Source organism: Mucilaginibacter pankratovii (assembly GCF_014773265.1).
GTDB classification, from domain to species: domain Bacteria; phylum Bacteroidota; class Bacteroidia; order Sphingobacteriales; family Sphingobacteriaceae; genus Mucilaginibacter; species Mucilaginibacter pankratovii.
Genome location: NZ_JACWMY010000013.1, coordinates 18,822 through 30,505, shown reverse-complemented (window position 1 = coordinate 30,505; position 11,684 = coordinate 18,822). Strand labels below are relative to the sequence as shown.

The following is an 11,684-nucleotide window of genomic DNA, read 5'->3' as shown; positions in this document are numbered from 1 at the left end:
CGCCGGTTGGCAGAGGGCTGAATGAATTACATTCTCATTTTTGCTGCCGGTTTCTTTTTGGCATCAACTTTTTTAACCAGGGTCATACCGCACTTCGGGCATTTACCGGGCTTGTCACTCAATACTTCCGGGTGCATGGTACAGGTGTATAGTACTTTAGCCGGCTTTATTTTTTTGGTTTGAGTAGTGTCGGACACGGGATTTGTAGAGTTTGCGGCAAAAACGGTCGCGGCAGAAAACAGGATGGCTATTGCCATCAGCATTGCTTTTTTCATGAGTTTTGAAATTTAAAAATGAATAAATAGCATAGGCAAAACCTATACACGGTTATGAATTAAGATGGATTACAAGGGAAGTATAGCCGGGTACAGAAGGTACGGGCTAAGAAGAAAATACAGGTCAGATTCTGTAGGTGCAGTTTAAAGTATAAATCGGTATCGGAAGATGCCCCGGTGGGGCGTGGCTTTGGTAGCCGATTGTTGCTATTTGTTCATTTACAGGGATTGTAACATTCCAGGTGCTCAATGAAGGCAGGATAACCGGCGAAAGATCACTTAAAGCAAAAGAGGTGGAGTTAACGTGTGTGTCCTTTACTTTGAAGGACTTAACATCATTCTTACAGCAATTATCCTTATCGGTATGGTCAGTTACCGCATAAGTTAACTCGATAGAAGTGAGTTTACCGCAGCAATAAAAACGGTTTACCCCTATACCCACCACGGATAAAAGGTAAATAGCCGTTAATAAGATAAGCGTGGAGCGTTTCATTATTACGAATATACTTATAAATTTATATGAATCCTTCACTGTTATTTCTGTTATTAAGATTTTACTTTTAACAGACTTGCATTAATAGCAACTACCACCGTACTAACCGTCATTAAAACAGCGCCCGCTGCCGGGCTTAATATAATCCCTTCTTTAAATAACACACCTGCTGCTAATGGCAGCGCTACAACATTATACCCAGTCGCCCAGGCCAGGTTCTGGATCATCTTCCGATAAGTCGCTTTACCAAATAAGACCAGGCTAACAATATCTTTGGGATTGCTGTTCACTAAAACGATTCCGGCTGTCTCTGCGGCTATATCGCTTCCCGAACCAACGGCAATACCAATATCCGCCTGAGCAAGCGCAGGAGCATCATTTACACCGTCCCCGGTCATTGCTACAAACTCACCTTTGGATTGTAATTCTTTTATTTTCTCCAATTTTTGATGCGGCAATACTTCGGCAATAAAGCTATCCATGCCTAAAGTTTTACTCACACTGGCGGCTACTTTGTTATTATCACCGGTTAGCAGGATTGATTTGATATTTTCTGCTTTTAAGGTTTTTACAGCTTCTGCCGATTCGGGACGTATCTCATCTGATAACGCAATGTATCCGGCCAGTTTCTGCTCGATCAGGACAAATACTACCGTCTCAGTATCGTTGGCGGTAAAACCATCAGGCAGTGTTAATTTATTTTCCGTTAAGTAACCGGGACTAACTACCAATAGCTTTTTGCCTTCTACAGTCGCTTCAACGCCCTGCCCAGTTATAGCTTTAAAGTTCTCTGCTGAGGGAATCGCCAATTTTAAATCTTTTACTTTTTGCAGGATGCCAGTCGCAATTGGGTGTTCAGATTTTTGTTCTAAGGCAGAAGCCAGGCGTATCAGTTCATTTTCGCTTATATCTTTTTTCAAAGAAACCACTTTAGATACCTCAAACTTACCTACGGTAAGTGTGCCCGTCTTATCAAAAACAATGGTTGTTATTTTTCTTGCGTTCTCAAATGCAGTCCGGTTTTTAATCAGCAAACCATGTTTAGCTGATAAGGCAGTTGACTTGGCGACCACCAATGGCACAGCCAAGCCCAAAGCATGAGGGCAGCAAATAACGATTACCGTTACCATTCTTTCCATTGCAAAAGCTAATGTTTGCCCTGTCAAATACCAATAGAGAAATGTACCAATACCCGTTACCAATGCGATTACGGTTAACCATTTGGCTGCCGTGTCTGCTAAAAGCTGGGTTTGAGATTTTGACTTTTGCGCGTCATCTACCAGTTTAACAACCTGGGACAAATAGGAATCTTTTGCCGCATGAGAGACAGTAACTTTAAAAGAGCCATTCCCATTGATCGAACCAGCGATTACCTTGTCGCCTTTAACTTTTAGTACCGGCTTCGATTCACCTGTGAGCATGGATTCGTTCAGATAACTTTCGCCTTCCAATATGATACCGTCTGCGGCAACTTTTTCGCCGGGCTTAACAAGTATAATGTCATTCTCTTTTAAAGTATCCGTTTTGACATCATGTACCATATCCGGCATGACCATATGCGCATCGGCAGGCATTAGCTGTACCAATAACTCCAGTTCATTTGAAGCGCCCATCACAGACCTCATTTCAATCCAATGCCCTAAAAGCATAATGAGAATAAGCGTAGCCAGTTCCCAAAAGAAATCCATTCCTTTTAAGCCAAACACAATAGCAACACTATAGCTATATGCCACGGTTATAGCAAAGCCGATCAGGAACATCATCCCTGGATTTTTGGCTTTGACCTCATCAATTAAACCTGTCAAAAACGGCCAGCCACCATAAACAAACACTGCTGAGGACAAGGCAAACAAAATATAAGATGAACCAGTAAATTGCCAGTTAACCCCCATAAAATGCTGTATCATGGTTGATAAGAGCATAATAGGAATGGTGAGCGCAAGCACTACATAAAACCGCATTTTAAAATCAGCGATCATCATGGAATGGTGGTCATGCTCTGACATCCCCATGTGCGGGTCATGCCCTTTGTGCATTTTACTGTGATCCATACCCTCCGGCATTTTGTTCATATCCATAAGTTTCCGTTTAATTGGCTAAATCCGTTTCAAGGATTTTTTTCTTCTCGTGGTACTCCTCTGTTGTAATTTCGCCGGCAGCAAATCGCTTTTGCAGCATATTCAACGGCGTGTCTTTCCGCTTACGCTGGCCCGGAATATCATATGGCGTTGCGAATATCCAGAACAGCATAATCATCCAAACGAACCACCATATCAGGTGCATTCCTCCAAAATTTCCGTAGTACATCATGATTTTTGATTTTAATATCAGTTAAACAATTAAGATTTTTTGACTGCTTTTTCCTTCGCCTTCATTAACCAGTAACAATGCGCGGCGCAAGCATGAAGCTTATAGTTTTTGTGCGTTGTTCCGAAATTATGCCCTTTTGGATCTAAAATGGCGCATTTCTCCTTGTCAATATCTTTGGTGTTTAAAACATTTTCGCCGTTGATATTATAGTATGATCCATTCTTTTTTGCCCTGCCAAATTTTCGTCCGTCGGAGCCAATAACATTACCGTCTTTGTCGATAAAATACAATTCTTTGCTGGTGTTATCCCTAACCATATCGTTTTTATCAATATAGCCGAGTTTTGTCCCGGCATGGTTATGTATCCCTCCCTTTGCATTAATAAAGATTTTCTGGGAAGAATCGCGGACTGTTTGGGCAAATGCACCTACGGTAACATTTGTCATTACCGTTAAGGCGATCAGCAATACCAGTTTTAGTTTTCTCATGATTTGATTTTTTAGTAGAAGTAATTGTTAACTATCACAAAAATCCACTAATCAGCTATATATTTATCTGACCATCAACAAGTTCATAAGTGATCCTTATCACTTATGAACCATGCAATTATAACTTTATCAATAAGTCAGCGTCAAGCCACCACCCATGCCCATGTCACTATCGTAATGCGTTGACAAGGAGAAATACTTAGTAACGATATATCTTAAACCAGCGGCGTATTCCTTATCCGTATTCACCATGATGTTAAAGCGTAGGCGACTTGAAACAGGTATATCGTCCCGGCCTAACTGGAAGCGCAATTTACCGTCGCCATCAATTCGCGCATCGGCCACAAAAAGCATCGGCAAAGTATAGGTCACACCGGCTACCACTGTATGGCGGTTTTCCTTATTGCTGACCTGTCCAAATAGGTTTTTATAGTCGCTGCCAAAGATGTTTTTCTCTTTTGGATTGAACTCTTTGTAATGATAATCAAAGCCAATGTATGGATACAACCATTGCATTCTCCCAATATAACGCCCGATCATTGTTTCGCTTTCATAGCCCATCATAGCATCAGTACCCAAATGCCACATGGTGCTTGCTTTCCAACGAGTATTAGATAGCATTATCTGCCCGTCGCTGCCATTACTTTCCAGTCCGATCTTCCCCATTAGGTGCGGCATTTGGTCGTCCCGAAATAACATACGTTGCGCCAGTTTAGGGTCGGGCACATCCGGGTTAGGCGGCGAGTTTTCATAACTGAATATTCTTCCCATACCGCTCATCATGTGGTACAAAATATGGCAGTGGAAAAACCAATCGCCGCCAGGTTCAGACGCGTTAAATTCGATGGTGTCTTTTTCCATCGGCATAATGTCCACCACGTTCTTCATCGGCGCGTTTTCACCCTGCCCGTTAATTACCCGGAAGTCATGCCCATGTAGGTGCATCGGGTGGCGCATCATACTGTTATTATACAGGATGATCCTTAGATTTTCACCTTTTTTGATCAAGATCTTGTCTGACTCAGATACCGTTTTATTGTCCAGCGTCCATACATAACGGTTCATGTTCCCGGTCAGATCAAATTTGAGTTCTCGCATCGGGCCTTTAGATAAAGTGGTATTATGAGGATCACGCAGCATCCCGTAATTGAGCGTAATGATATCTGAATTGTCGGGTTCCATATTCATACCTGACATGCTTTTGTCATTCGGCATCTGCATACCCGGCATGGCAGATTTTTTATCATCTGCCTGTGGCTTATCTGATCCTGTTATTTCCGGGTACATTACGGTATTCATGTCCATTGTTTGGTTCTGCATCTTCATACCTTCCATTTGGACCATGTTACCACTCATATCCATCATGTCGTTCATCATCTTCATCCCGGCAAAGTATTTGAGTTTTGGCATCTTTCCCGCAGATACTTTTGGCCCTTTTCCCAGCCAAAGGGATGCTGATTTGGTACGGTCTTCGGGCGTTACCAAAAATTCATAGCTTTTATTTTCAGGGATAGTGAGTACAATATCGTAGGTTTCAGATGGTGCAATGATGAGCCGGTCAACTTCGACGGGTTCAACGTCATTACCATCAGTCGCGACAACAGTTACTTTACCACCAGCATATTTGAGCCAGAAGTACGAAGTCGCACCCCCATTGGCGATGCGCAGCCTTACCTTATCCCCGGCTTTATATTGAGGCTGCTCGTTTTGATTCTTGCCATTGATCAGAAACTTATCATAGTAAACATCACTCACATCCATCGCATTCATGCGCTTCCACTCATTTGCCACTTTAGTTTTAAAATGGCCCGATTTGATCGCCTCCAGATAACTTTGGGTCGTTCCTTTTTGTATGGCGAACCAGTCAGATGCCGCGTGTAAACTACGATCAACCTCTTTAGGGTTCATGTTTGTCCATTCGCTTAACACCACTGGTAACGTCGGGATATTCCATTCTTTCCGCTTATTCATAATAAAAGCACCGTACATGCCGATCTGTTCCTGCAAGCCGGTATGGCTGTGGTACCAGTGGGTGCCATGTTGTTTGATCGGGAATTTATATAAATGGGTTTCACCCGGCATGATTGGCATCTGTGTCAAATTAGGCACGCCATCATAACGGTTGGGTAAATAGAGCCCGTGCCAGTGCAGGGATGTTTCTTCTTTCAGTTTATTATGTACGTAGATCTCGGCTGTATCGCCTTCGGTAAAAGTCAGGGTCGGCATGGGAATGCTGCCGTTCACCGCGATTGCCCTTTTGGGCTTCCCGCCATAATTGACAACGGTATCTGCAATGTAGAGATCATAACGAACTGTACGTGGCGGCACATTATTGATAAGCGTTTTAATCGGGCCTAACTTTTCTTTTGCGCTTTTCATATTATTGGCAGCTTCATTATCATCACCCATTTTCATGTCGTCCATTTTCATTCCACCCATATCATCCGCCTTTTTACCAGCATCTTTGGGCATTTGCATACCATCCGGCTTTCCGGCACCTGGCTTTTCCTGATCCATTTTCATCCCGTCCATCTTCATTCCATCCATATCGCCTGCTTTTTTTGCCGGGGTCTTCGCTGGCATGACGGTGGCTTTTTTAGGTGTAGCTTTAGGTTTCTCTTTAACCAGTTTCATGCCGCATTTCGGGCAATTACCCGGCTTGGACGCATGGATTTCCGGGTGCATTGGGCAAGTATAAGTGACCGGCTGTTGCTTTTGCATACCAGCCATATTTTGCATATCGTTTTGGGCGAACACAAACTGCTTTAAGCAAAGCATTATCGCCACGAATAATATTTTTTTCATCTTTATTTTTTTAGTAAAAGGCTATCGCTCGTCAGTTTAACCCAATTCATTAGTGTTGCTTTATCTTCGTTTGAAAGAATAGCATTCCTGTGAATGAGGGTATAGGAGGATAAAGGCATCGAGCCTTCGTCCAAACTTTCACCGATAGCCCTTAATTTACTTCTTTGTTTCCTGGAAGAATACGCGCCAAACTCACTAAAATTCAATTCTTCCTTTCCTTGCCTGACATGCCTGTCCATCATATAACGCATGGGTTGGATACGTGCGTAAAACGGATAATTGGTGTTATTACTGTGGCAGTCGTAACATGACCTTTTTAGAATAGCTCCCACATTTAACGAAATAGCGTATACCTTACTTATGTCATTCGCCGGCATATCTCCGCTTTCGTTATGATCGCGAGGCATCAACTGAATAATGATAAATAGAATTCCTATCACAGTAAGCGAAATCTTAATGGCACGTTTCATGGCGATTATTTAAATTCTTCCTGGATCATACCGCAGGTTGACATACCTGAACCCATATAGGGATTTTTGATCTCCTTTATTTCACTCAGCCAGATTGCTCCTTTTTTATCATTATACATCGGGCAATGATCTACAAACAAATGTTGTCCTGCACCAAATAGTTTAACCAGGTCGTACATATCCTTGCTTAACATATCAAAATGCTCCCGTTGATGGGGCAGCTTCCCGCCACTCATTCCGATATGCTCAGCCATTTCTTTCGCATCATCGGCGATGTCAGTAAAGGATTTCTTTTGCGTTGGTGTTAATACGGACTGATCAAGTTTTGCGAAGCCGGTTGACAGTGCTTTTGCAGCGGTAGCCGCATCGTTGCTGTTATCTTTGGTTAGCGCGTTTTTTAACTGTAAATAGTTTCCAACCATTTCCTTTATAGAAGTGGCGGTTTTTGGGTCAACGCCCCCTTTTGCAGTAGTTGCAGGCGCTGAGTTTGTTGAAGCAGTCGTATCCTTTGTACTATTAGCAGATGATTTATTTGTGTTATTGCAGGCTACCATTGAAAATGAAGCCAAACTGATAACTGAAACAATGATTAGATTTTTCATGGGATGAGTATAAATTTATTGATCACCCTGCGCAACATCGTTGCACAGGGAAATTAAATTATTAAGAAATGATTGGTTAGCTTATTTATTCAGGGTTTCAGTAACCTTACCGCAAGTGAGCATTTGGCTACCATAATAAGGGTTTTTGATCACATCCTCAGCCGATAACCAATAGCTCTTTTTCATTGGGCAATAGGCATAGTAAACAGGTTTATCCGTTAATTTTACCGCTTTGGCCAATTTGAAAAAGTTAGCTGAAAAATTGGCGAAATGCTCCCTCTGATGGGCGATATCTTTGCTTTCGGAAATATGCCTGGCATCGAATGCCAATTTTTCCTGCACAGCCATAAAAGCGGTCATATCAGCTTCGGGAAGTGCTTTCATATCTATACCGTTGACAGCTTTTAAAAACTCTCCGGCATGGGTAGCCGCATCGGCGCTGTTTGATTTGATCAAAGCGTCTTTAATGTCGTAATAAGAAGTAAGGAGAGATGTAATCGCAGTTGACTTAGTGCCCTGCGCAAAAAGTAGTTGGGTAGAAACAGTTGCCATTAAAGCAACCAATAAAAATATCTTTTTCATGATCTGAATTAATTAATAATGTAATAGAAAAATTGAAACATGGCGTGGCCATATAGTTCTGATGATCTATCAATTAATCAAATCTGAAAGCTCTGCAGCGCGATGCGGATAGGGTATGTAGGAGGCCGTCGTCGTCCGTCAATTGATAAGAATCGATTGGCTTGACTAATTGTAACCGGTTTTAAAAAGAATTGGTGATAAGTGCCAATGTAAGAAAGGGGAGCCAGTAAAACAATTTGGCTTGATTGAGGAGTTACTTTGGCTAAAGTATTAAAATTGTTAACGGCTGCCTGACAGCAAGGATCGTTATTAGCGATATAAGTTCCACTCGAAAATGGTTCCTCGTGAACAGAAGGCAGGGATATTTGCTGGTGTTCATGATGATGTTCCTTAGCTTCGTCACCATGATGACCATGTTCAGTAGCTTCACTACCTTTTTGGTGGTGTTCCGTAGCTTCCTCATGCTCGTGGATGGACATACGTAAAGCGCAAGCAAACCCGGTAGCCGTGTTTAGCAGGAATATGAATAACAATAAAAGTGCTTTACTTTTCATCTTCGCTTACAAAGTTAAACAACAGGCTGACAAATTGTTTTATATAATTTCGTTTTAAATTTACATCCTATTGTTATAGCCTATTAAACTACTGTCCGTGCTATCTTTTGCATGATAGCATGATCATCTCCAAATTTGCATAAGGCATCGCAGTGTTGCCTCAGATCGCTAAAACAGATATACTTCATTTGCATATTTCCTTGCTTTATGGACGGGCGGGATAGCTGCATGATCACATCTTTTTCCCGGTGATCTGGAACCACGAGGTATAAAACTTCTTCTTTGTTGTTCACGCTGCAACTCAGGTCAGTCAGCCTCAAAATTCCCGAGTAGATACTGGTACTCTTTTCGACCTCAAAAGCAGCGATTACTTTAGCCGTTCCCTTTTCAAACCACAGTACATCAATTAATTTAACGGTATTCAAGACTTCTTTATCTAAAGCTAAGTCCGGAAAGTCTGCCAGTGAAATAAAAGTAAACTTATTACCACTCCATGATTTAGATCGGTCATTAGAGGCCGCAATCACATCATATCCGAGCGCGTGGCCAATCTTCAACAAATGATACTGCATTTCATTATGCAAGTGTTCGTCCACCGTTTCAACCCGTTTGTCCTTATGCCGCTTTTCGATCAACCTTTCAAGCCTTGTGCGTTCAATTTCCGAAAGATATTCATCTTTACCTAACAACAACTTTTGTGTGCCTATCTCGAATAAAAGGCCTGCGAATGCCCCGGTGTCCAAAGACAGGTCATTGCAATGTTTGCGGTTCATATCCATGATGACTTCCCTTATCTTTAGATATTCGCTCCAGCTACCTAATTTCTTTTTGTCTTTAAAAAGGTAGTTGAACCCATTAATGATCGCTGTATTAAATGGAGGTATCAATGTTGGATGTAAAAAATAAAGAATGCTGGCCACAGCAGGCCCCAAACCTTTGATCTTTAAAGCATCCAGTTTTTCAATTTCCCTGATGATCTGTTCTTCATTTTTTGCATTAATACAATTCTCTAAAAATTGTCCAAAAGCGATCTTGTTAGGCTGGTTCTCGTAAATATCGGGAATCCTTAATTTGGGTTTCCAATAAAAGGGATGTGATGCCCCTTCAAAAACCTGTTTTTGCTCTGTAATGCAACTCAAAACAAATTCAAGTGAGGTTCCTTTAAAATCGTTCCCAAAGCGCTTGGTCTTAATGTCATCAATAACCTGTAATACTCCCCGGCGGATAGATCGAAACGCTTTCAATCGTTCTTCATTATTGATGAACCAGGTATTATAAACTGATTCCTGGTCGTTTTTATATTGACTGATAATAGACTGTAAATGTTCGCTCATGTTTAGGAATAAAGAACTAAGATAATGCAAATCCCTACCGGCAGCATTTTTTAACAAACAAAAATTTGAACAACCATACCAGACCGGCCTTTACTTTTTTCATTGCCTTTATTTAATTTACATACTTATCAATATGACTTTCCAACGCTATAAATTAAACAGTTTTAAATAAGAAAATATAGTGTTCCGCATGATGGTACTTAATATCGTTCTTAAATTCAGTTGCCAGCATGTGCTGGCTTGTCATCAGGCTTACAACACCGCATCCCTGGTCACGGGCAAATTGTTCCATATGTTCCAATAAAAGTTTTCCATGTCCCATTTTTTGCCTGTCTGGAGAAATAAATATCTCATCAATGTGCAACAGATCATTTGCCCACCATGTCTTTAAATGTCCCAATAATATACCCGTGATCTTATCATGTTCATATAAAATAAATCCGACAAAGCGGGTTTGATCAGCGAATTCCCGGAGATATTTTAATGCGGTATCATAGCTCCATTTATGATTCCAGGGCGGGCGATTACACGATTCTATACATAAGTCAACACATTTATCTATATCTTCTTTTTCTATTTTCCTTATATCCATCATACTTGAATGATTTTTAGCAGTAACTTTTTCTATTTTCCTGATCTGTCCGTATTTAGTCTTTCCTGAAAAAACCGTGATAATATTGATTGCCAAACAGGCAACTGACCTTTTCGGATTTATCAGCTAAAAATTCATCACATGCCAGCTTAACACCGGGGTGAGCATCAAAGCCTACACCGTTAACTTGCTCATCATAATAATCCATAAGCACACAGATTCCGCCCGTTGGCATTCGAGGATAAACCTCTTTTAAGCAGTTTAATATAACGTCTTTATGTAAAGATTGATCGCCTCCAAAACCACAGTCGATATGTATAAAACAAATTTGATCCGGTAGCTGTCCAGGGAGGGTGTCTTGAAATAACCCTCTATGTAGAACAGGTAACTTTAAACCCGCATCGTTGAAATTGCGGATCAACTGATCCTCTACCGCTCCTTGTATGGTATATTTGTTATCAAAAGTATCGTACAAATGAAGTTTTTTCGCCGACAGGTGTTGTTCTATGATCTTTTGAAACAGCATAGCACACTGTCCTGTAAAGCACCCTAATTCAACTACATCACCAGCGACATTATTTGATAAAACGTTATCTAATAAATGGTAATAATTAATTCGTTGTTCAATAGTGTTCATATCAACTATCGTGTCAACGGGGCTTACGGTGTATCCGATCTTTGAAAATCTTAACACCTTATTTATAAATGAAATAAAATAAGATTTCCCCTTTCTTTTACCGAAAGGAGGCTGAGTAATAAAATAATTGCTCATTATAATGTGATTAGGATGATAACTTAAATGATTGATTTTTAAAGATTATCTTATTAATCGCCGGGTATTTTAACACGCTTGATACAGTAGATCAAAGGATCTTCCGTTGGGGTTATTGTTAATCCATTGCCGCTCTAAACAAGAGGAGCTTCAATGTTTTTAATTAGCGTATGTTTAGATCGATATTCCCAATAAGGCGCTTAATTAAAAGCATCGGCCTTGTATGTATGTCATTCGATATTCAGCGTTAATAGATAATAGAGTACCTGGCCGCCTGGGTGGCAGCAACGCTTGATCAGATAAGAAGAGTTCTGTTAGAGATATAAATAGGTTGCCTAAATAAAAACGGTGGCCCCGTTGATCTTGGCCAACTGATGGACGGCTTAATAATTTCCGATATAAATGAA

General features: G+C 41.0%; 13 protein-coding genes. All 13 read right to left on the bottom strand.

Annotated elements, in window-relative coordinates:
• Positions 1-26 precede the first annotated feature (26 nt).
• The 13 genes from IDJ77_RS22190 to IDJ77_RS22130 all read right to left on the bottom strand — a co-directional run bounded on the left by IDJ77_RS22190 (position 27) and on the right by IDJ77_RS22130 (position 11,277).
• On the bottom strand, positions 27-275 hold the full coding sequence (locus IDJ77_RS22190; RefSeq protein ID WP_224751194.1) for a heavy metal-binding domain-containing protein: 249 nt from the start codon (positions 273-275) through the stop codon (positions 27-29).
• Positions 276-399: 124 nt separating this feature from the next.
• Entirely contained in the window at positions 400-768 is a 369-nt protein-coding gene (locus IDJ77_RS22185; protein ID WP_191191180.1) for an HYC_CC_PP family protein, read from the bottom strand.
• A 53-nt stretch (positions 769-821) separates the two neighbouring features.
• Positions 822-2,846: a copper-translocating P-type ATPase gene (locus IDJ77_RS22180; RefSeq protein ID WP_191191179.1), complete on the bottom strand. Its 2,025-nt coding sequence runs from the start codon at positions 2,844-2,846 to the stop codon at positions 822-824.
• Between the two features lie 10 nt (positions 2,847-2,856).
• A complete protein-coding gene (locus IDJ77_RS22175) occupies positions 2,857-3,078 on the bottom strand; it encodes an SHOCT domain-containing protein (protein ID WP_191191178.1) in 222 nt (73 codons plus the stop codon).
• Between the two features lie 29 nt (positions 3,079-3,107).
• Complete coding sequence (locus IDJ77_RS22170) at positions 3,108-3,566, bottom strand: 5-fold beta-flower protein (protein WP_191191177.1); 459 nt, start codon at positions 3,564-3,566, stop codon at positions 3,108-3,110.
• Between the two features lie 129 nt (positions 3,567-3,695).
• Entirely contained in the window at positions 3,696-6,371 is a 2,676-nt protein-coding gene (locus IDJ77_RS22165; protein WP_191191176.1) for a multicopper oxidase domain-containing protein, read from the bottom strand.
• A 2-nt stretch (positions 6,372-6,373) separates the two neighbouring features.
• Positions 6,374-6,841 (bottom strand): heme-binding domain-containing protein, encoded by a 468-nt coding sequence (locus tag IDJ77_RS22160; RefSeq protein ID WP_191191175.1) that lies wholly within the window; start codon positions 6,839-6,841, stop codon positions 6,374-6,376.
• A 5-nt stretch (positions 6,842-6,846) separates the two neighbouring features.
• Complete coding sequence (locus tag IDJ77_RS22155) at positions 6,847-7,443, bottom strand: DUF3347 domain-containing protein (RefSeq protein ID WP_191191174.1); 597 nt, start codon at positions 7,441-7,443, stop codon at positions 6,847-6,849.
• Positions 7,444-7,524: 81 nt separating this feature from the next.
• Positions 7,525-8,025, bottom strand: a complete 501-nt coding sequence (locus IDJ77_RS22150; RefSeq protein ID WP_191191173.1) for a DUF3347 domain-containing protein — start codon at positions 8,023-8,025, stop codon at positions 7,525-7,527.
• A gap of 77 nt (positions 8,026-8,102) precedes the next feature.
• Positions 8,103-8,579: a hypothetical protein gene (locus tag IDJ77_RS22145; protein ID WP_191191172.1), complete on the bottom strand. Its 477-nt coding sequence runs from the start codon at positions 8,577-8,579 to the stop codon at positions 8,103-8,105.
• A gap of 83 nt (positions 8,580-8,662) precedes the next feature.
• Positions 8,663-9,913 (bottom strand): hypothetical protein, encoded by a 1,251-nt coding sequence (locus IDJ77_RS22140; RefSeq protein WP_191191171.1) that lies wholly within the window; start codon positions 9,911-9,913, stop codon positions 8,663-8,665.
• A 154-nt stretch (positions 9,914-10,067) separates the two neighbouring features.
• Positions 10,068-10,508 (bottom strand): GNAT family N-acetyltransferase, encoded by a 441-nt coding sequence (locus tag IDJ77_RS22135; RefSeq protein ID WP_191191170.1) that lies wholly within the window; start codon positions 10,506-10,508, stop codon positions 10,068-10,070.
• Positions 10,509-10,560: 52 nt separating this feature from the next.
• The gene (locus IDJ77_RS22130) at positions 10,561-11,277 is read right to left on the bottom strand and encodes a class I SAM-dependent methyltransferase (protein ID WP_191191169.1); all 717 of its coding nucleotides are present in this window, start codon (positions 11,275-11,277) and stop codon (positions 10,561-10,563) included.
• Between the last annotated feature and the right edge of the window lie 407 nt (positions 11,278-11,684).

Coding starts and splice junctions, on each gene's coding strand:
- IDJ77_RS22130 (WP_191191169.1), bottom strand. CDS start 11,277: ATGAGCAATTATTTTATTACTCAGCCTCCTTTCGGTAAAAGAAAGGGG.
- IDJ77_RS22140 (WP_191191171.1), bottom strand. CDS start 9,913: ATGAGCGAACATTTACAGTCTATTATCAGTCAATATAAAAACGACCAG.
- IDJ77_RS22190 (WP_224751194.1), bottom strand. CDS start 275: ATGAAAAAAGCAATGCTGATGGCAATAGCCATCCTGTTTTCTGCCGCG.
- IDJ77_RS22160 (WP_191191175.1), bottom strand. CDS start 6,841: ATGAAACGTGCCATTAAGATTTCGCTTACTGTGATAGGAATTCTATTT.
- IDJ77_RS22165 (WP_191191176.1), bottom strand. CDS start 6,371: ATGAAAAAAATATTATTCGTGGCGATAATGCTTTGCTTAAAGCAGTTT.
- IDJ77_RS22135 (WP_191191170.1), bottom strand. CDS start 10,508: ATGATGGATATAAGGAAAATAGAAAAAGAAGATATAGATAAATGTGTT.
- IDJ77_RS22150 (WP_191191173.1), bottom strand. CDS start 8,025: ATGAAAAAGATATTTTTATTGGTTGCTTTAATGGCAACTGTTTCTACC.
- IDJ77_RS22170 (WP_191191177.1), bottom strand. CDS start 3,566: ATGAGAAAACTAAAACTGGTATTGCTGATCGCCTTAACGGTAATGACA.
- IDJ77_RS22155 (WP_191191174.1), bottom strand. CDS start 7,443: ATGAAAAATCTAATCATTGTTTCAGTTATCAGTTTGGCTTCATTTTCA.
- IDJ77_RS22145 (WP_191191172.1), bottom strand. CDS start 8,579: ATGAAAAGTAAAGCACTTTTATTGTTATTCATATTCCTGCTAAACACG.
- IDJ77_RS22185 (WP_191191180.1), bottom strand. CDS start 768: ATGAAACGCTCCACGCTTATCTTATTAACGGCTATTTACCTTTTATCC.
- IDJ77_RS22180 (WP_191191179.1), bottom strand. CDS start 2,846: ATGGATATGAACAAAATGCCGGAGGGTATGGATCACAGTAAAATGCAC.
- IDJ77_RS22175 (WP_191191178.1), bottom strand. CDS start 3,078: ATGATGTACTACGGAAATTTTGGAGGAATGCACCTGATATGGTGGTTC.